The 19,539-nt window shown below is 68.8% G+C and carries 18 protein-coding genes; 8 read left to right on the top strand and 10 right to left on the bottom strand.

The genetic code is table 11. The features are described 5' to 3' along the window. Positions 1-11 precede the first annotated feature (11 nt). The 4 genes from NFT33_RS11665 to NFT33_RS11650 form a co-directional block, all read right to left on the bottom strand. Complete coding sequence (locus tag NFT33_RS11665) at positions 12-248, bottom strand: hypothetical protein (protein WP_244954480.1); 237 nt, start codon at positions 246-248, stop codon at positions 12-14. A gap of 115 nt (positions 249-363) precedes the next feature. Next, positions 364-1,314: a DMT family transporter gene (locus NFT33_RS11660; protein WP_251675472.1), complete on the bottom strand. Its 951-nt coding sequence runs from the start codon at positions 1,312-1,314 to the stop codon at positions 364-366. 15 nt (positions 1,315-1,329) lie between these two features. After that, complete coding sequence (locus NFT33_RS11655; protein ID WP_251675470.1) at positions 1,330-2,196, bottom strand: AraC family transcriptional regulator; 867 nt, start codon at positions 2,194-2,196, stop codon at positions 1,330-1,332. A 22-nt stretch (positions 2,197-2,218) separates the two neighbouring features. Beyond that, on the bottom strand, positions 2,219-4,477 hold the full coding sequence (locus tag NFT33_RS11650) for an arginine/lysine/ornithine decarboxylase (protein WP_251675468.1): 2,259 nt from the start codon (positions 4,475-4,477) through the stop codon (positions 2,219-2,221). Between the two features lie 183 nt (positions 4,478-4,660). Here NFT33_RS11650 and NFT33_RS11645 point away from each other — a divergent pair, with 183 nt between their 5' ends. Next, positions 4,661-5,137 (top strand): NfeD family protein, encoded by a 477-nt coding sequence (locus NFT33_RS11645; RefSeq protein WP_251675466.1) that lies wholly within the window; start codon positions 4,661-4,663, stop codon positions 5,135-5,137. Further along, positions 5,137-6,111: an SPFH domain-containing protein gene (locus NFT33_RS11640; RefSeq protein WP_220786520.1), complete on the top strand. Its 975-nt coding sequence runs from the start codon at positions 5,137-5,139 to the stop codon at positions 6,109-6,111. The genes NFT33_RS11645 and NFT33_RS11640 overlap by 1 nt, the downstream gene beginning before the upstream one ends. Here the strand turns inward: NFT33_RS11640 and def are convergent. Further along, positions 6,063-6,605: a peptide deformylase gene (def, locus tag NFT33_RS11635; protein ID WP_220786519.1), complete on the bottom strand. Its 543-nt coding sequence runs from the start codon at positions 6,603-6,605 to the stop codon at positions 6,063-6,065. The genes NFT33_RS11640 and def overlap by 49 nt on opposite strands. 250 nt (positions 6,606-6,855) lie before the next feature. Here def and NFT33_RS11630 point away from each other — a divergent pair, with 250 nt between their 5' ends. The 3 genes from NFT33_RS11630 to NFT33_RS11620 all read left to right on the top strand — a co-directional run bounded on the left by NFT33_RS11630 (position 6,856) and on the right by NFT33_RS11620 (position 10,096). After that, a complete protein-coding gene (locus NFT33_RS11630) occupies positions 6,856-7,920 on the top strand; it encodes a GNAT family N-acetyltransferase (RefSeq protein ID WP_251675464.1) in 1,065 nt (354 codons plus the stop codon). Positions 7,921-8,010: 90 nt separating this feature from the next. After that, the gene (locus tag NFT33_RS11625) at positions 8,011-8,589 is read left to right on the top strand and encodes a hypothetical protein (protein WP_251675462.1); all 579 of its coding nucleotides are present in this window, start codon (positions 8,011-8,013) and stop codon (positions 8,587-8,589) included. 1 nt (position 8,590) lies between these two features. Next, positions 8,591-10,096, top strand: coding sequence for a hypothetical protein (locus NFT33_RS11620; protein WP_149503528.1), 1,506 nt, complete (start codon positions 8,591-8,593; stop codon positions 10,094-10,096). 23 nt (positions 10,097-10,119) lie between these two features. Here NFT33_RS11620 and NFT33_RS11615 read toward each other — a convergent pair whose 3' ends face one another. Then, entirely contained in the window at positions 10,120-11,226 is a 1,107-nt protein-coding gene (locus NFT33_RS11615) for a tyrosine-type recombinase/integrase (protein ID WP_251675460.1), read from the bottom strand. 233 nt (positions 11,227-11,459) lie between these two features. On the opposite strand from NFT33_RS11615, the gene nadC reads away from it, so the two are divergent. Then, positions 11,460-12,353 carry a carboxylating nicotinate-nucleotide diphosphorylase gene (nadC, locus tag NFT33_RS11610; protein ID WP_180692814.1) on the top strand — a complete coding sequence of 298 codons (894 nt, stop codon included), beginning with the start codon at positions 11,460-11,462 and terminating at the stop codon, positions 12,351-12,353. 25 nt (positions 12,354-12,378) lie between these two features. On the opposite strand, the gene NFT33_RS11605 is transcribed toward nadC, so the two are convergent. Beyond that, the gene (locus NFT33_RS11605; RefSeq protein WP_251675494.1) at positions 12,379-12,768 is read right to left on the bottom strand and encodes a DUF779 domain-containing protein; all 390 of its coding nucleotides are present in this window, start codon (positions 12,766-12,768) and stop codon (positions 12,379-12,381) included. Positions 12,769-12,878: 110 nt separating this feature from the next. After that, complete coding sequence (exaC, locus tag NFT33_RS11600) at positions 12,879-14,399, bottom strand: acetaldehyde dehydrogenase ExaC (RefSeq protein WP_251675458.1); 1,521 nt, start codon at positions 14,397-14,399, stop codon at positions 12,879-12,881. A gap of 379 nt (positions 14,400-14,778) precedes the next feature. Here exaC and NFT33_RS11595 point away from each other — a divergent pair, with 379 nt between their 5' ends. After that, positions 14,779-16,758, top strand: coding sequence for a sigma-54-dependent Fis family transcriptional regulator (locus NFT33_RS11595; RefSeq protein ID WP_251675456.1), 1,980 nt, complete (start codon positions 14,779-14,781; stop codon positions 16,756-16,758). Here NFT33_RS11595 and ribA read toward each other — a convergent pair. Further along, positions 16,698-17,411, bottom strand: a complete 714-nt coding sequence (gene ribA / locus NFT33_RS11590) for a GTP cyclohydrolase II (protein ID WP_220786511.1) — start codon at positions 17,409-17,411, stop codon at positions 16,698-16,700. The genes NFT33_RS11595 and ribA overlap by 61 nt on opposite strands. A 73-nt stretch (positions 17,412-17,484) precedes the next feature. After that, positions 17,485-18,726 (bottom strand): acyl-CoA dehydrogenase family protein, encoded by a 1,242-nt coding sequence (locus tag NFT33_RS11585; RefSeq protein ID WP_251675454.1) that lies wholly within the window; start codon positions 18,724-18,726, stop codon positions 17,485-17,487. Between the two features lie 227 nt (positions 18,727-18,953). Between NFT33_RS11585 and NFT33_RS11580 the strand changes: the two genes are divergently transcribed. Next, positions 18,954-19,460 carry a tellurite resistance TerB family protein gene (locus tag NFT33_RS11580; RefSeq protein WP_251675452.1) on the top strand — a complete coding sequence of 169 codons (507 nt, stop codon included), beginning with the start codon at positions 18,954-18,956 and terminating at the stop codon, positions 19,458-19,460. Positions 19,461-19,539: the final 79 nt, after the last annotated feature.

The following is a 19,539-nucleotide window of genomic DNA, read 5'->3' as shown; positions in this document are numbered from 1 at the left end:
GGGGACGGGCCTCAGTGATCGTCCTCGGGCAGTTCCTCGTCGGGAACCATGCCCGCGTCGATGCTGCGGTCGAACAGCTCGATCTCGGTGAGCGCATGCGGGATCAGCGGACGGTCGAGCGGCCGGCAGACCCGGCGCTGCAGCCGGCCCAGGCGCTCCGAGCGCTCGACGGCGGCGAGAATGTCCTGCGGATTCATCATCAGGGCGAACGGGTCGGCGGGAAACGTCGTGTACTGCTGGGCGTTCATCGTGGCACTCCTGAAATCCATGGAGCCACTCTAGGACCGGGCCGGGCTGCGCACCATCGGTGCCCTGCCCGAGCGCATGTCGGAAGCTGTCCGACAGGCCGTCCGCGCCTGTCCGTCAGCGCCGCGGACGCACCCGCAGGGCCAGCAGCACGCCGGCCACCAGCAGCACGATGCCCGCCAGCGTGGCCGCATCCGGCCAGCGCCCGCGCAGCAGCATCGCGTAGCCCAGCGCAGCCAGCGTCTCGAACACGATCAGCTGCCCGAGCAGCGTGGTGGGCAGGCGCTGGCTGGCGGCGTTCCAGCACAGCGTGCCGACCCAGGACGCCAGCAGGCCGACCGCCAGCATCATCAGCACGAAGCGCAGCGGCTCGGGCCCGAAGGGCATGGCCACGCCCAGCCCGGCCGAGCCGGCCGGTGTCAGCGAGACCAGCCCCAGCGCGCCGTAGCCCAGCGCCGCCAGCGGCAGCGTCATCAGCCCCTGCGCGGTGGCCCAGCTGCGCGGATGGCGGTCCGGATGGGCGCGCATCCAGTCGGCATTGCGGATCGGGTACCAGGTCCAGCAGGCCACCGCAGCCAGGGCCAGCAAGGCGCCGCCCAGATAGCGGCCCGCATCCAGACTGCCCTCGGCGCGCAGCCGCTCCAGCTCGACCTGATTGACGCAGGCGATGCCGATGGCGATCAGCACCAGCGGCGGCAGCAGCTCGCGCCACGGCAGGCGCTCGCGCGGATCGCGCAGGTTCGAGCAGATGGCGATCACCACCGGCAGCGTGCCGATGATCATCGTCGGCAGCGCACCGCCGGCGCGCTGGATCGCGGCGGCCAGGCAGAGGTAGTACAGCAGGTTGCCGATGGCCGAGAGCTTGAGCGCCTCGATCCAGTCGCTGCGCTCGAGCTCGCGCAGCCGCGCGCGGTCGAACCAGGCGATCGGCAGCGCGATCAGCCCGAAGGCCAGATAGCGGCCGCAGGACAGCAGCGCGGCCGGATAGTCCGGCAGCAGCAGCGGCGTGACGAAGACCAGGCCCCACATCAGGCCGGCCACCAGGGCACAGAGAATTCCGATCGACATGCCGGGCAGTGTCGGTCAGGCGTGCCGGCGGGGTCTTGTACCGGATTGCTGCAGCTGCTGGCGGTAGCGCGCCGGCGTCACGCCGTAGCGGCGCGAGAAGGCACGGGTCAGATGCGCCTGGTCGGCCAGGCCGGTGGCCGCGGCCACCTGCGCCAGCGGCTCGCCGGCGGCGATGCGGCGCTTGGCCTCGAGCAGGCGCAGCGCCATCAGCATCTGCTGCGGCGTGGCGTGGTGCTCGCGGCGGAAGCTGCGCAGGAAATGGAAAGGGCTCAGGCCCGCGGCGGCAGCCAGCGCGTCGAGCGTCAGCGGCTCGTCCAGGCGTGCGCGCATCAGCTCCATCACCGGGCGGAAGCGCGCCGCGGCGCAGGCCTCGCGCGGCACGCCCGCGTCGCGTGCATGCGGGCGCAGGTGCTCGACCAGCTCGACGAGCAGGCTGTCGAAGGCCAGTGGCTCGGCGCCCTGCTCGGCCGCGCGCCAGAGCCGATGCATCAGCGCGCTGACCGGCGCGACGGTGCGCGGATCGCGGATCAGCGCCTCGTCGAAGCGCCAGGCCGCACCGCCGCCGAGGCCGCGCAGCAGATCCTCGTCCAGATAGACCATCCGGTAGGACCAGCCCTGCGGCGTCTCGGCGCGACCGGTGTGCAGATCCTCGGGCTGCATCGCCACCAGCGTGTCCACCGGCGCGAGATGCTCGGCGCCGCGCAGCCGGAAGCGCTCGACCCCCTGGTCGATCACGCCGAAGCCGTAGGCGTCATGGCCGTGCGGCTCGAAGGCGCAGTCGACGATGGCGGCGCGGTAGAGCTCCACGCCGGCGCGGTGCGCCGGGCGCAGGAACTCGGCGCGGTCGCGCGGCGAGTCGAAGCACTCCGGCACGCCTTCCATCGTCCACGTCGCCCCAGGCCGCTCAGGCCTTCACGCAGTCGATGAAATAGCGCTTGCGCCCGCCGCCGATGTCCTCCTCGACCAGACCGTGCACGTCGGTGTGGAAGCCGGGGAAACGCTCGTTGAAGTCGCGGGTGAAGCGCAGGTAGTCGACGATGCGCTTGTTGAAGCGCTCGCCCGGGATCAGCAGCGGAATGCCCGGCGGGTACGGCGTCAGCAGCGAGGTGGTGATGCGGCCCTCGAGCTGGTCGATCTCGACCCGCTCGGTGCGGCGGTGCGCGATGTGCGCGTAGGCGTCGCTGGGCTTCATCGCCGGCTCGACATCCGACAGATAGACCTCGGTCGTCAGGCGCGCGATGTCGCCCTCGGCGTAGGCCTTGTGGATGAGCTGGCACAGGTCCTTCAGGCCCAGGCGCTCGTACATCGGGAACTTGCCCGCGAACTCGGGCAGCACGCGCCAGATCGGCTGGTTGCGGTCGTAGTCGTCCTTGAACTGCTGCAGCGCGGTCAGCAGCGTGTTCCAGCGGCCCTTGGTGATGCCGATGGTGAACATGATGAAGAACGAGTACAGGCCCGTCTTCTCGACCACCACGCCGTGCTCGGCCAGGTACTTCGAGACGATCGAGGCCGGAATGCCGGTCTCGGCGAAGTCGCCCGAGACATCCAGTCCGGGCGTGATCAGCGTCGACTTGATCGGGTCGAGCATGTTGAAGCCGGCGGCCAGGTCGCCGAAGCCGTGCCAGCTCTCGTTGGCCTGCAGCACCCAGCCTTCGGCGCGACCGATGCCGTCGGCGGCCAGCGCCGGCGGGCCCCAGACCTTGAACCACCAGTCGTGGCCGAACTCCTCGTCGACCTTGCGCATCGCGCGGCGGAAGTCCAGCGCCTCCTTGATGCTCTCCTCGACCAGCGCGGTGCCGCCCGGGGGCTCCATCATCGCCGCGGCGACATCGCACGAGGCGATGATCGCGTACTGCGGGCTGGTGGAGGTGTGCATCAGGTAGGCCTCGTTGAAGAGGTGGCGGTCGAGCTTCTGCTCCTGCGCGTCCTGCACCAGCACCTGCGAGGCCTGGCTGATGCCGGCCAGCAGCTTGTGCGTCGACTGCGTGGCGTAGACCATCGCCTGCTTCGGGCGCGGGCGGTTCTTGCCCATCGCGTGGTAGCTGCCGTAGAACTTGTGGAAGGCGGCGTGCGGCAGCCAGGCCTCGTCGAAGTGCAGCGTGTCGATCCAGCCGTCCATCATCTGCTTGATGGTCTCGGTGTTGTAGAGCACGCCGTCATAGGTGCTCTGCGTCAGCGTCATGATGCGCGGCTTGATGCCGGTGGTGTCGACGCCGGCCAGCAGCGGGTTCTTCGCGATCTTGGCCTCGATGGCCTCGCGGGTGAACTCGGTCTGCGGGATCGGGCCGATGATGCCGTAGTGGTTGCGCGTCGGCGTCATGAACACCGGAATCGCGCCGGTCATGATGATCGAGTGCAGGATCGACTTGTGGCAGTTGCGGTCCACCACCACCACGTCGCCCGGCGCCACCGTGTGGTGCCAGACCATCTTGTTGGAGGTCGAGGTGCCGTTGGTGACGAAGAAGCAGTGGTCGGCGTTGAAGATGCGCGCGGCGTTGCGCTCGCTCTGCGCCACCGGGCCGGTGTGGTCGAGCAGCTGGCCGAGTTCCTCGACCGCGTTGCAGACGTCGGCGCGCAGCATGTTCTCACCGAAGAACTGGTGGAACATCTGGCCGACCGGGCTCTTCAGGAAGGCCACGCCGCCGGAGTGGCCCGGGCAGTGCCAGCTGTAGGAGCCGTCGCGCGCGTATTCCATCAGCTGCTTGAAGAACGGCGGCGCCAGGCCGTCGAGGTAGGTCTTGGCCTCGCGGATGATGTGACGCGCCACGAACTCCGGCGTGTCCTCGAACATGTGGATGAAGCCGTGCAGCTCGCGCAGGATGTCGTTCGGGATGTGCTGGCTGGTGCGCGTCTCGCCGTAGATGTAGATCGGGATGTCCGGGTTGCGGAAGCGGATCTCCTCGATGAACTTCCTCAGGTTCAGCACCGCCGGGTCCAGCTCGGGGCCGGGCGTGAACTCCTCGTCGTCGATCGACAGGATGAAGGCCGAGGCGCGGCTCTGCTGCTGCGCGAACTGGCTCAGGTCGCCATAGCTGGTCACGCCCAGCACCTCGGATCCTTCCGTCTCGATGGCCTGCGCCAGCGCGCGAATGCCCAGACCGGAGGTGTTCTCCGAGCGGAAGTCCTCGTCGATGATGACGATCGGGAAATGGAAGCGCTGCATGGCGGAAGGGTCTCCGAAGACCAGGGGGCGGTGGAACAGGAAAAAAGCGAAGGGCGAAGTGTAGGGCCAGCGCGTGACGCGACGACGATGGACGAGGCCTGCGGCGGGATGTGACGCGCATCAGGTGGCAGACCGGGTCCGCGCCCCTACACTGGGACCGTCTCGGCTGGACGGGAGACTGGCATGGATGCCGAACTGGATGGTGCACGGCTCTGGTGGATCGCCTCGGGGCTGCTGCTGGCGCTGGAGCTGTTCTCCGGCACGGTCTTTCTGCTGCTGCTGGCGATCGGACTGGCCTGCGCCGGGCTGGTCGCCTGGGGCGGCGGTGCGGTGACGCTGCAGATGCTGACTGCCGCGCTGATCGGCGGTGGCGCGATGCTGGCGCTGCGCACATGGCGCCGGCGTCCCCGTGGTGACGCGCCGCCGCACATCGGCCTGGTGCTCGATCGGGGCCAGGCCGTGCATGTGTCGCGCTGGCGCGCCGACGGCACCGCCAGCGTCCAGTACCGCGGCGCGCACTGGGTCGTCCGCTGCACCGACGACACCCCGGCCGCACAGGCCCAGTCCACCGGCGAATTCACCATCGTCGATGTCGAGGGCACGATGCTGCGCGTGCGCCCGGCCATACCCGCAACACCCTCGACGCCAAGGAGCCCGTGATGGATGTTCTTGCCCCGGTCATTCTGATCGTGACGATTCTCTTCATCGGCCGCGCCATCAAGGTCGTGCCCCAGCAGAGCGCCTGGGTGGTCGAGCGCCTGGGCAAGTACCACGGCACGCTCTCGCCCGGCCTGAACTTCCTGATTCCCTTCATCGACCGGCTGGCCTATCGCCACTCGCTCAAGGAAATTCCGCTCGACGTGCCCAGCCAGGTCTGCATCACCCGCGACAACACCCAGCTCAAGGTCGACGGCATCCTCTACTTCCAGGTCACCGACCCGATGCGCGCCAGCTACGGCTCGTCCGACTATGTGATGGCGATCACCCAGCTCGCCCAGACCACGCTGCGCTCGGTGATCGGCAAGATGGAGCTGGATCGCACCTTCGAGGAGCGCGAGATGATCAACGCGGCGGTGGTCAGCGCGCTCGACGAGGCTGCGCTGACCTGGGGCGTGAAGGTGCTGCGCTACGAGATCAAGGATCTGACACCGCCGGCCGAGATCCTGCACGCGATGCAGCAGCAGATCACCGCCGAGCGCGAGAAGCGCGCGCTGATCGCCGCCTCCGAGGGCCGCAAGCAGGAGCAGATCAACATCGCCACCGGCGAGCGCGAGTCCTTCATCGCCCGCTCCGAAGGCGAGAAGCAGGCCCAGATCAACCAGGCCCAGGGCGAGGCAGCCGCCATCGCCGCGGTGGCCGACGCCACCGCCGAGGCCATCCGCAAGATCGCCGCCGCCATCGAGCAGCCCGGCGGAGCACAGGCGGTGCAGCTCAAGGTTGCCGAGAAGGCGGTCGACGCCTATGCGCAGCTGGCGCAGAAGAACAACACCATGATCGTGCCCGGCCACATGGGCGAGGTCGCCGGGCTGATCGGCACCGCGATGACCCTGATGCGTGCCGGCAGCGCCGGGAGCGCGGCGGCGCCTCAGTCGTCGTCGGCCGCATCCAGGCCGGGAAACAGCACCTCGGTGTAGCCGAAGCGGCTGAAGTCGCGCACCCGCATCGGGTAGAGCGTGCCGATCAGGTGATCGCATTCGTGCTGCACCACCCGGGCATGAAAGCCGTCGGCGATGCGGTCGATCGGCTGGCCACGCTCGTCGCGGCCGGTGTAGCGGATGCGTGACCAGCGCGGCACCACGCCGCGCAGGCCCGGCACCGACAGGCAGCCCTCCCAGCCGTCTTCCTCCTGGTCGGACAGCGGCTCGATCACCGGGTTGATCAGCACGGTGGCCGGCACGGCCGGTGCGTCCGGATAGCGCCGGCTGGCACCGAAGCCGAAGATCACCAGCGCCAGATCGACGCCGATCTGCGGCGCAGCCAGGCCCGCGCCCTGTACCGCCTGCATGGTCTCGACCATGTCGGCGATCAGCGCGTGCAGCTCGGTGGTGCCGAACTCGGCCTCGGTGACCGGTCGGGCCGGCTTCAGCAGTCGGGCATCGCCCATCTTCAGGATCTCGCGTCGGGTCATGGCGGCAATCGGTGTCAGTGTCCAGGTACGGTCGGGAACACGAATTCTTGCGCATCGGCTGTCGCCTTGACCGGCGGCTCCCCCCGCATCCGGTCGGAGAGTCAGACAAAGACGCTTACACATTCATGGCTGATGATTACCATTGGTTACCATGAATGCGCTGGCCGATCACATTGCTTTGCAGAAGTTTCACACTGTCCAGGAGATCGGCGCGACGAGCTTCCGTCTCGAACGAGGCCTGCACGGCTGGATGAGGCTGCAGCCCCGCTGGCAGGCGATGCTGCTTGGCGGCACGCAGACCGACTGCGCCTTTCGGCAGCCCGTCTGGCATGGCGCCCGGCTGCGCCATCTCTGCAACGATCCGGACGAGCTGTTCTTCGTCTGTGCCGAGCGTCAGGGCCGTCTGCTGGCAGTGCTGCCGCTGGCGCTGTCGCAGAGAGCCGTGGGGCGAATGACCGCCATCCGGGAGCTGCGCACTCCGGTGCATGCGCATCAGCTGCTCTGCGACATCGCACTGGCGCCGGATCAGGACATCCACCGCCTCTGGCCCCAGATGCGCGCCTGGCTGCAGGGGCCGGGCGCCCGCCATCTGCCCCCGTGGGATCTGCTGCGCATCGACGGCGTGCCCGGCGTCAGCGCGCTGGATCAGGCGCTGTGCGCCCAGACCGGCACACACCAGCACACGCAGCTGCTGCGCCACAGCGCCTGGCTGGACTGCAGCGGCACGGTCGACCAGGCGCTGGAGCGGGTGTCGCGCAGCCATCATGGCAATGTGCGGCGCCTGCAGCGCCGCGCGATGTCGCGGGGCGCGCTGCGCTTCGAGGTGGTGAACGATCCGGCGGCGCTGCCTCAGGCGCTGTCGCATTTCCTGCAGGTCGAGTCTTCGGGCTGGAAGGGCGAACGCGGCACCGCGATCGCCGCCTGCGAGGGGCTGAGCGGCTTCTACCGGACGCTGGCGGAGCAGTTCGGCCGGCATCGCAGCTGCCGCATCCATCTGCTGTGGCTGGACGACCGGGTGATCGCGGCACAGTTCGTGCTGCTGGGCGCACGCACGATGAATCTGGTCAAGATCGCCTATCTCGAGGAAGAGTCGGACATCGCGCCCGGCCACTTGATCATGCGCGAGGCGATCGAGGCCGCCTGCGCCGATCCGGGCATCGACCGGCTCAGCTTTGTCTCGAGCCCCTCCTGGGCGCATCTGTGGAAACCGCTGCAGGAGCCGGTCCGCCAGCATCTGATCTTCCGCGACAGCCTGAGGGGCTGGCTGCTGCACCGGCTGCACGAGCACCGCCACCAGCCCGTTCAGGCCGGCTGAATGGCGAGGCGGATTCATCCATGCGATGATCCGCCCCCGATTCGATCCCAATTCGATCCCGATGCGATCGCGATTCCTCCCCTCACCGCCTTGATCTCCCGCTGGATACACCGCCGCGCCGTCATCGGCTTCCTGCTGCTGCCCTGGCTGACCCTGGTGCTGGCCCTGGGCGGGCTGGCCGCTGTCGATCTTCTGCTGGGTGATGGCGTGCTGGCGCAGCAATGGGCGCAGGAGCCGCGTCGCGAACTGCTGCGCCAGCTCGGCCTGGATCTGCTCTGGATCGTCGGCGCCCTCTATCTGCTGGGCGCCCTGCCCTGGCTGGGCGGCCTGCTGCTGGGCGCGCTGCCCGCACCGAGTTCAGGCCTGCTGCTGATGCTGATCTGCGGCGCTGCGGGTCTCGGGCTCGGGCTGTTCGCCGGGCTGTCGGTGCTGCAGCCGCAGTCCCTGGTGCTGGGCGGCGTCTGCGCGCTGGCGGGGCTGCTGTATGCGCTGAGCACCCGCCGCGCCCGCGTCCGGCCGGCTCGCCGTCTTCCGGTGTCCGTCTTCCAGGAAGAGGATGCCGTGGCGGCGACGCCGCCCAGCCGGCCGGCCCGGACACGGGCCCCGGCACCTCTGCCGGTCCTGACCGAGCGCCACGATGCGCCGACCACGCTTCCAGCGGAGCACTGACATGTCCCGCCTGATGTCCTCGCCGCGCAGGTCGGCGTTCTCCCGGCTGGGGGCGACCATGCTGGCCGCGCTGGCGCTGATGAGCGGTGCCGTCAGCGCCGCACCGCAGGCCGCAGGCCGCTCGCATGTCTGGCTGGTGGGCGGCGGCCCCGATCCGGACGGCTCCCAGGGGCAGATCGAGCTCAATGTGCTCTGGGTGGCGGACATCGTGCGCTCGGTGGCGCCCGGGGCGACGCTGAAGGTGTATTTCGCCGATGCCTCGCCTGAAGTCCGCGATGTCCGGATCTGGAGCCGGCCGGCGGACAGCCGCGAGAATCTGCAGCCTCTGGCACGGATCTTCGGCCAGCAGGAATTCAACGGCAACCAGTACCGCAAGCACCGGGTGCCGGACATCGTGCACGGTACCCGGGCCGATCTGCTGGCACCGTCGCTGGCGCGCGAATTCGGCGCGATGGGCCCTCAGGACCGGGGACTGTTCGTCTTCAACGGCCACGGCCTGCGCGATCTCTCCGACCGGGCCGGCAACACCCTGCGGCTGTGGGACGACACGCGCATGTCGGTGCGCGAGCTCGAGCGGCTGGCCACGAACGCGCCGCCCAGCGCGCCGCTGCGCTTCGTCTTCACCCAGTGCTATTCGGGCGGCTTCATGCGGCTGATCCGGCCGGACGCGCGCGACCTGCGCACGCTGGCCGCCTACAACCGCTGCGGCTTCGCGGCCGAATCGGCCGACCGGCTCTCCGAGGGCTGCTCGGCCAGCATCGAGGTTGGCGACTACCGCGACTACACCACCTATTTCTTCGCGGCGCTGAGCGGGCGCCATCGCTCCGGCCAGCCGCTGGAGCGCTCGCCCGATCGTGACCGCGACGGCCAGGTCACGCTGCACGAGGCCCATGTGCATGCGGTGATCGAGGGCTACAACGCCGATCTGCCGCGCTCGACCAGCGAGACCTATCTGGAGCGCTGGCAGCCGGCTTGGCTGCGCTACCTCGACACCACCAGCGAACCCGACAACGAATATGGCCGGCTGGCATCAGAACTGGCCTTGCGGCTGAAGCTGCCGGCGCGCGGCACGATGCTGCAGCGTGCCCTCGGCACCCGCCATGAGCAGCTGGGCCGGCGCCTGCAGGCGATCGACGAGCAGTCGCGCCAGCTCGAGGGCGAAATCAGCCGGCTGCAGGGCGATCTGAAGCGGGGTCTGGTTCAGCGCTGGCCGGAAGCCGCGCATGCGCACACCGCCGCCTATGTGCGCTTTCTGGCCACCGAGCTGGGCGCAGCGCAGGCCTATGTGACCGCCCGCCCCGACTATGCGCAGCTGGTCGAGCGCCAGGATCGGCATGCCGCACTGGAGCTGGAGCGCGTGGCGGTCGACCGCGACCTGACGCAGCTCGACAAGGTGCTGCGCCTGCGTCAGCTCTCGCGCCTGCTCGATCAGTTCGAGCGCTTCGCCACGCCGTCCGCACGGCGCGAGTACCAGCGGCTGATCCGCTGCGAGCGCACGCCGCTCTGAGCGACGGCGCTCCTGAGTGCTGCTCAGGCCAGGCCGGCCACCGGTGCGGTGAGCAGATGGCGGTAGCGCTTCATCGGGCCGGTGTCGACATAGCCCATCCAGCGCGCGACATCCTCTTCGGCATGACCGGCCTGCAGCTGGCGCACCGCAAAGGTGTGACGCAGCCTGAAGGGCGCGCCGCCCTCGATGCCCAGCGCATCGAGCTGCATGACCGCCGCGCGGTGGCAGGCCGGATGTGACCAGGGCTTGCCGGACAGGGTCGACGGGAAGACCCACTCGGAGCACTGCATTTCCGCGCCCAGCATGCGCCGGGCCGCCAGCCAGAGGCGAAGCTGGCGGGCGGCCCACGCCGCCAGCGGCACCTGATGCTCCGGACTGCTGCCATCGGCGACGATGGTGAGCCGCCAGGGCAGATCCGGATCACGATCGCCGTGACCGCCGCCGCAGCTCACGTCGCGCGACCGCAGCGCCCGGACCTGCCCGGGCGCCAGCCCGGCACCCAGCATCAGCGCCAGCGCGCAGCGGTCGCGCAGGACTTTCCAGGACGCGCCGGCAGCGGGGTCCAGCGACTGGAATTCGGTGCAGTGCGCGATCAGGGCATCGCACTGGGCATCGGTCAGTACCTCCGGCACCGGCGTCAGCGCGGCAGCATTGGCATGGCAGAACGGCGGCTCCTGCATCAGGGCCAGCGCGGGTTCAAAGGCAGGCTGATCCTCCTGCTCGCGGGCGTGGTTGAGCACCCGGTCGATCAGCTGCAGCAGTCGCCAGGCGTAGCGCGGCGTCAGTTCGGTGCGGCTGCGGCGGGTGCGGACCTGCCGCAGCGGCCGGATGGCCTCATGCTCGAGAAAGGCCAGCAGCGCCTGCCGGTCGAGCGCTTCCCTGCCGTCCGCAGCGGGAGGTCGCAGCGGATCGAGCCGGATGAGGCGCTCGCCGCCAGACGGCTCGGCCTGAGGCGGCACGCAGAAGGCGATGAAGGCCTGCCACATGTCGGCATAGATGCGTGCCGACTCCTCGCGCAGCCGGCCATTGCCGCGGGGCCCCCGGGCGGGCGCCGAATCGATCCAGGAATGGAAGCAGGCCTCAAGCCGGGCGACCAGCTGATCGGCCGGGGCGGGTTCGAACAGGGGCAAGGTGGCAGCATCCATGAAAAGATACTAACGAAAACAATTTTTCAAGACAAGGCCATTGCGGCCTTTCCCTGTAGATCATTTCCGAATCAAAGCTGTTAGTATTTTAAATGGCCATGAAAGCACGGTCCGTCACAAAGCAGGCCTCCCTGCATGGCGGCGTGAACCGGCGCTCTGCGCGAATGGCTCAGAATCGCGCATTCACGAAAGCCCGCCAGAAAAGGAAAAAATCGCTCATGAACACCGTCAGCCTGCCCGCCGACCTGCAACTGTGCGTCGAGAACGCCCTGGCCGAAGACATCGGCAGCGGCGACGTGACCTCGGTGCTGCTGTCGCGGGCCCAGCAGGTCACCGCCCAGGTGACGGTCCGTGAAGCGGCGGTGCTGTGCGGGCAGCCCTGGTTCGATGCGGTCTTCCGCACACTCGATCCCTCGATCCTGATCGAGTGGACGGTTCCGGAAGGCTCGGCGGTTCAGGCCGACGACCTGCTGTGCACCCTGTCAGGCCCGGCGCGCGCGATCTTCACCGGCGAGCGCACCGCGCTGAACTTCCTGCAGACCCTGTCGGGCACCGCGACCTCGGTGCGACGCTATGTGGAGGCGGTCGGCACGACCGGCACCTGCATCGTCGATACCCGCCAGACCCTGCCCGGCCTGCGCAGCGCGCAGAAATATGCGGTGCTGGCCGGCGGCGGCCTGAACCACCGCCTGGGTCTGCATGACGGCTTCCTGATCGAGGATGTGCACATCGCCTCGGCCGGCGGCCTGCGCGAGGCGATCACCTTCGCCCGCGCGCTCGGGCTGAACGTGCCGATCATGGCCGAGATCCGCACCCGCGAGGACACGCTGATCGCGCTCGACGAGGACATCGAGCTGATCCTGGTCGAGAGCCTGCCCCAGGAACTGGTGCGCACCGTGGCGCGCATGGTGCGCGAGCACCGGGAGTGCGGCGGTCGCACGCTGGTCGAGTATTCCGGCGGCATCTCGCTGGAGACGGTGCGCGCGCTGGCGGAGACCGGCGTCGACCGCATCGCGGTTGGCTCGATCACCAAGCACCTGCGCGCGGTCGATGTGACGATGCGCATCAGCCGGGAGCAGCCGGCCGCCGCCCCCTCCCCTGCGGCGGGCTGAACGGACAGAGCGCAGCGAGCGCCGCTCAGGGCCGGGGCAACGGCGCCTCGGCCTCGAGGCGGGCGAATTCCTCGTCGGTGAACAGCCGCGAACGACTCAGAAAGGCCTTGCCCAGCGGGCCTTCCAGACTGAAGTTGTCGCCGCCCAGCGGTGCATCCACCGCATCGACGATCATCTGGCTGCTCTTCCAGTAGGCGTACTGGGAACTGCTCATGTAGAAGGGCATGCCGCCGATGTGGCCCAGCAGCACATCGCTCGGGCTGATGGCCAGCTCGCCCGGCAGATAGCAGTTGGGCGCGCTGTTGTCGCAGCAGCCGCTGGACTGGTAGAACATCAGCGCGCCATGGCGGGCCTGAAGCTGCGCGATCAGTGCCAGCGCGGCTGCGGTGGCACTCACCCGCGTGAGTGGCGTCATGTCGCTCATGTCGTTTCTCCGCTCGTGAAAGGATGGATGAAGCCATGAAAAAGGGGGACCGAAGTCCCCCGAAGGCATGACAGCTCGTCAATCGATCAGGAGATGCCTGATCAGAAGAAGCCCAGCTTGTTCTCGCTGTAGGAGACGAGCAGGTTCTTGGTCTGCTGGTAGTGGTCCAGCATGACCTTGTGGGTCTCGCGGCCGATGCCCGATTCCTTGTAGCCGCCGAAGGCGGCGTGCGCCGGGTAGGCGTGGTAGCAGTTGGTCCACACGCGGCCAGCCTTGATCGCGCGGCCCATGCGGTAGGCGGTGTTGCCGTTGCGGCTCCACACACCGGCGCCCAGACCGTAGACGGTGTCGTTGGCGATCGCCAGCGCGTCGGCCTCGTCACGGAAGGTGGTCACGGCCAGCACCGGGCCGAAGATCTCCTCCTGGAAGATGCGCATCTTGTTGTGGCCCTTGAACAGGGTCGGCTGGATGTAGTAGCCGCCAGCCAGGTCGCCGCCGAGCTGGGCGCGGTCGCCGCCGATCAGCAACTGCGCGCCTTCCTGCTTGCCCAGTTCGAGGTAGCTGCTGATCTTGTCGATCTGCATCTGCGAGGCCTGCGCGCCGATCATGGTGTCGGTGTCGAGCGGGCTGCCCTGCTTGATGGCGGCCACGCGCGGCAGCACGCGCGCCATGAACTCGTCGTAGATCGATTCCTGGATGACGGCGCGCGACGGGCAGGTGCAGACCTCGCCCTGGTTGAACGCGAACAGCACCAGACCTTCGATCGCCTTGTCCAGGAAGGAATCATCCTTGTCCATGACGTCGGCGAAGAAGATGTTGGGCGACTTGCCGCCCAGCTCCAGCGTGGCCGGGATCAGGTTCGACGCGGCGGCCTGGGCGATGACCTTGCCGGTGGCGGTCGAGCCGGTGAAGGCGATCTTGGCGATGCGCTTCGAGGTGGCCAGCGGCATGCCGGCTTCGCGGCCGAAACCGTTGACGATGTTCAGCACGCCCGGCGGCAGCAGGTCGGCGATCAGCTCGGTCAGCACCAGGATCGAGATCGGGGTCGACTCGGCCGGCTTCAGGACCACGCAGTTGCCCGCGCCCAGCGCCGGGGCCAGCTTCCACGCCGCCATCAGGATCGGGAAGTTCCACGGAATGATCTGGCCGACCACGCCCAGCGGCTCGTGGTAGTGGTAGGCGACCGTGTTCTCGTCGACTTCCGACAGCGAACCTTCCTGGCCACGCAGGCAGCCGGCGAAGTAGCGGAAATGGTCGACCGCCAGCGGAATGTCGGCGTTGAGCGTCTCGCGGATCGGCTTGCCGTTGTCGACGGTCTCGGCGTAGGCCAGCATCTCGAGGTTCTGCTCGAGGCGGTCGGCGATCTTCAGCAGGATGTTGGAGCGCTCGGTGACCGAGGTCTTGGCCCACTTGTCGGCCGCGGCGTGCGCAGCGTCCAGCGCCAGCTCGACGTCCGCTTCGTTCGAGCGGGCGGCCTGGGTGTAGACCTGGCCATTGACCGGCGTGACGACGTCGAAGTACTGGCCGGCAACCGGCGCAACCCACTTGCCGCCGATGAAGTTGTCGTAGCGCGGCTTGTACTGGACCTTGGCGCCCGGGGTGTTCGGATTCGCGTAGAGCATCGATGTCTCCTTCAGTGTTGATGCCAGGGGTTGGGGTGCCACCTTTATTGCGAAGGTCGTGCCAGCCTGTGGATCCGGCGCATTCCGGCGGCTCTCCGCCCCCAGGATCGACCCTTCAGGCAGGAATGGCCCGTTTCCTGCTGGAAAGCTGTTCACCGCTCATTCAGTGACCAACCTGACGATCCGTACTGTCATTCGCCGAGACAGTACATACCCGATGCCGCTGCACAAGGCGAAACCTGTCACGGATCGGACCATGAGCGGCTGACTCCTGACGAGACAATCGGCACGAAAACACATAAGGGTAAACACCGAAATGAAGCATCCCGGACGTCCTGCGGGGGGCAAGACGCCACGACTGAAGCCCCTGAAACAGGCCTTGCTGCGTGGCGAGACCCACGCCGGCCCTGTGCCGCTGGCCCCGCTGCTGCAACGCTCCTGGCAGCGCAGCCAGGAAGCCGGGCTGACGCCAGCCGGCCTGGGCAGCGCCGGGCCGCATGCCTCGGCGGTGCAGCTCGCGCGGGCGCGCGACCGCCATCACGAGCTGATCGCGCACGCGCGGCCGGTGCTGGAATTCCTGTTCGAGCAGACCCGCGGCACCGACAGCGTGGTGCTGCTGGCCGATGCGCAGGGCATGCTGCTGGACGCGATCGGCGACACCGACTTCAGCCAGCGCGCCGCGCGGGTGGCGCTGCGCCCCGGCGCCGTCTGGCATGAGCAGTGGCGCGGCACCAACGCGATCGGCACCTGCCTGGCCGAGGAGCAGGCGCTGGTGATCCACGGCGACGAGCACTATCTGGACCGCAACGGCTTCCTGACCTGTGCCGCCTCGCCGATCGTCGATCCGGCCGGGCGCATCATCGGCGCGCTCGACATCAGCAGCGATCACCGCCAGGCGCACCGGCACACGCTCGGGCTGGTGCGCTCGGCCGCGCGCATGATCGAGCAGCGCCTGTTCGAGACCCGCCATGCGCAGGGACTGCGACTGCGCTTTCATTCCCGGCCCGAGGGCATTGCCAGCCTGACCGAAGGCCTGATGGCGCTGTCGGACGATGGCTGGGTGATCGGCGCCAATGCGGCGGCGCTGTCGATGCTGAAGCTGGAGCGCGGCCACATCGGCGCGCTGCGCGCAGACAGCCTCTTCGGCCTGGACCTGCGCAGCATCGAGGCGATGGCACGCACGCCTGCCGAGCCGCGGGCACTGCGCTGTCCGGACGGCACGATGCTGTGGCTGCGGGTCGACCGCAGTCACAGCATCGAGGTCATGGCGCGCCGCACCGATCGCCAGCCCGACGATGCCCTGCCGCCGTCGCCCTCGCCCTCGCCCTCGCCTTCGTCGTCGGACAGGTCAGCGCAGACGACACAGGACAGGCCAGGACAGGACGACGCGCTGTCCGGCTTCGCGCTGGGCGATCCGACGCTGCGCCAGATCGTCGGCCGGCTGCGGCGCCTGAGCGGCGCGCCGGTCGGACTGGTGCTGCAGGGCGAATCCGGCAGCGGCAAGAGCGCACTGGCCCAGGCGGTGCACCGCAGCGGCCCGCGCCGCGACGGGCCGCTGCGCACGCTGCACTGCGCCAGTCTGGATGCCGATCTGCTGGACGACACCCTGTTCGGCCGACCGCTGGAGCGCCCGCCGGCGCCGGGCCTGCTGCGCAGCGCACGAGGCGGCACGCTGGTGCTCGACGAGGTGGCGGATCTGCCGCTGCCGCTGCAGGCACGGCTGCTGCGAGCGCTGCAGGACGACATGCTGGCACCGCTGCCGGGCGAGCCGGCCCAGCCGCTGGATGTCGCGCTGATCTGCACCAGCCGGCGCCGCCTGATCGACGAGGTGGCCTGCGGCCGGCTGCGCGAGGATCTGTACTACCGGCTCAACGGCCTGACGCTGATGCTGCCGCCGCTGCGCGAGCGCAGCGATCTGGCCGCACTGTGCCGCCAGCTGCTCGACGCGGCGGGCTCGGAGGCAGCGGTCGATCCTGGCCTGCTCGAGCCTCTGGCGCACTACCCCTGGCCGGGCAACGGGCGCCAGCTCGCCAATGCGCTGCGCGCGGCCAGCGTGCAGCTCGAGCCGCATGAGCGCATGATCCGCCTCGAACATCTGCCGGATGATCTGCGCGAGGAGCTGGCCACGCTCGCGCAGCAGCCGATGCAGGACCTGAAAGGCATCAAAGGCGGCCTGGGCGGACCGGGCCGCGCGGAACGCGCGCTGCCCGATGCGGCCGAGGTGGCCCGCACGGTGGCCGCCTGCAAAGGCAATCTCTCGGAGGCGGCACGCCGGCTCGGCATCAGCCGCAACACCCTCTACCGGCGGCTGCGCGAAGCCGGGGAGGACACCGCAGCGGACGACAGCGCCAGCAGGTGACCCATCTTCTCGCGCTTGGTCGCGAGATAGGCGGCGTTCTCGGGGTTGGCGTCGATCTCGTGCGGCTCGCGCTGCACCACCTCCAGCCCCTGCTGCTGCAGCGCCAGCAGCTTGATGGGGTTGTTGCTCATCAGGCTGACCGAGGCCACGCCGAGGTCCTGCAGGATCTCGGCGGCCGCCTCGAAGCGGCGGCTGTCGGGCGCATGCCCCAGCGCCAGATTGGCCTCGACGGTGTCCAGGCCCTGGTCCTGCAGCGTGTAGGCGCGCAGCTTCTCGTCGATGCCGATGCCGCGGCCCTCATGTCCGCGCATGTAGATCACCACGCCCCGGCCGGCCTGGCTGATGCGCTGCAGCGCCAGGCGCAGCTGCGGTCCGCAGTCGCAGCGCAGCGAGCCGAAGATGTCGCCGGTCAGGCATTCGGAATGCACACGCACCAGCACCTCGCGCGCACCGGCCAGCTCGCCGCAGTGGATGGCCATGTGCTCGATGCCGGTGCTGCGGTCGAAGTAGGAGGAAATGGTGAAGTCGCCATGCTCGGTGGGCAGGCGTGCACTCGGGCCGCGCCGGACATGGGCATGCGCATGTTCGGCAGCCGCCTCAGGGGCGTCGGCGGCCGGCTCGCTGGCCGGCCGGAAGGTCGTTTCGGGCTTCATCGCAACATCGTCGGTCGGGAGCGGCATTGTCGCCGCATCCACGCTGGCGTGCAGGCGCCCGAGGCGCCGCACCTCAGCCGGCCGTGCGGCCGCGCCCGGTGCGCCGGCCGATCTCGAGCTTGGCGATGGCATTGCGATGCACCTCGTCCGGCCCGTCGACCAGCCGCACGGTGCGCTGGTGCGCATACATCTCCGACAGCCAGCTGTCCTGGCTGAGCCCCGCCGCACCATGGGCCTGGATCGCCCAGTCGACCACCTGGCAGGACACCTTGGGCGCCACCACCTTGATCATCGCGATCTCGGCCCGCGCGCCCTTGTTGCCGACGGTGTCCATCATCTTCGCGGCATTCATCGTCAGAAGCCGGGCCTGATCGATCATGCAGCGCGACTCGGCGATGCGCTCATGCCAGATCGACTGCGCCGACAGCGGCTGCCCGAAGGCGACGCGGGCGCTCAGCCGGTCGATCATCAGCTCCAGCGCCCGCTCGGCCGCGCCGATCGAGCGCATGCAGTGGTGAATGCGTCCCGGGCCCAGCCGCCCCTGCGCGATCTCGAAGCCGCGTCCCTCGCCGAGCAGGATGTTCCCGGCCGGCACCCGCACATTCTCCAGCAGCACCTCCATGTGGCCGTGCGGCGCGTCGTCGTAGCCGAAGACGCTCAAGGGGCGCAGCACCGTCACGCCCGGCGTGTCGCGCGGCACCAGGATCATCGACTGCTGCAGATGGCGCGCCGCCTCGGGATCGGTCTTGCCCATCACGATGAAGATCTCGCACTTCGGATGGCCGGCCCCGGACGAGAACCACTTGCGACCGTTGATGACATAGTCGTCGCCGTCGCGCCGGATCGAGCACTCGATGTTGGTCGCATCCGACGAGGCCACCGCCGGCTCGGTCATCAGGAAGGCCGAGCGGATCCGGCCGTCGAGCAGCGGCTCGAGCCAGCGTGCCTTCTGGGCCTCGGTGCCGTAGCGCTCGAGCGTCTCCATGTTGCCGGTGTCGGGCGCCGAGCAGTTGAAGACCTCGCCGGACCAGATCACCCGGCCCATCAGCTCGCACAGCGGCGCATAGTCGAAGTTGGACACCCCGCCCTCGCCCTTGTGCGCATGCGGCAGGAACAGGTTCCACAGGCCGGCCTCGCGGGCGAGCGGCTTGAGCGTCTCCACCAGCGGCACCGGCTGCCATGGATTGCCCGCAGCCCGCAGCGCATGCATCTGCTGGTCATGGAGGGCCTCGTTCGGGAAGATGTGACGATCGAAGAAGGCCTGCAGGCGCTCGAGCAGCTCGCGGCCGCGCTCGGTGGGGGCGATCAGGGACATGGCAACAGATCCTCGGCTGGGTTCCTGGCGGGATGACGGAACCGATTGAAGCACCGGCCCTCCAGGGGCCGCGTCACGCAGGCGACGGGCCCACGCTGCAAAAAAATCGCGTCCCCCTCTGGAACTTCAGGCCATCGGTGCCATCTGATGGCGCGGGGAAAGATTCGAGATCCTTCCCGACCTTCCTCCATTTCAGAAAACCACTGCATTCCACAGGAGCCAGCACAATGGGTCTGTTCGACATGTTCAAGAGCGATTCCGGCGACAAGATGACGCCGCACCTCGCCTTCACCACCTCGCTGATCTACATGATGAGCGCCGATGGCGAGATGGACAGCGAGGAAGTGGGGCATCTGCTGTCGGTGCTCGGCGGCAAGGACGACGGACGCGGCACGATCGGCGTGGGCGCGCAGAACCAGGCCCTGCTGGACTCGGCGCTGAAGTACCGCCGCAAGAACTCGATCGACACCTTCCTGGCCGAGGCCGCCCCGCTGCTGACCGACGCGCAGAAGATGTGCATCATGGTCAACCTGATCGACTCCTCGCTGGCCGACGGCCAGCCCGAGCCGGAAGAGCAGCAGATGTTCGCCAAGTTCCTGCAGGCCTTCGGCATCACCGAGGAGCGCTTCCGCCCCTTCTTCGAGGTCATCATGCTGAAGAACGACCGCTCGGTCTTCACCAACCAGAGCCACCCGAAGAACGCGCCGGGCTACCAGGTCAAGCTGTCGATTTGACATCCTCCCCGCCCTAAAGGACGGGGATTCCGGCAGACACGACCGCTTGCGCGGCCGAGCCTTCGGCGGGTTCCTGCTT

It is taken from the genome of Sphaerotilus sp. FB-3, assembly GCF_023706025.1.
GTDB lineage: Bacteria > Pseudomonadota > Gammaproteobacteria > Burkholderiales > Burkholderiaceae_C > Sphaerotilus > Sphaerotilus sulfidivorans.
Note: the sequence above shows the minus strand (reverse complement) of the source record. Positions and strands in the feature narration are given on the sequence as shown.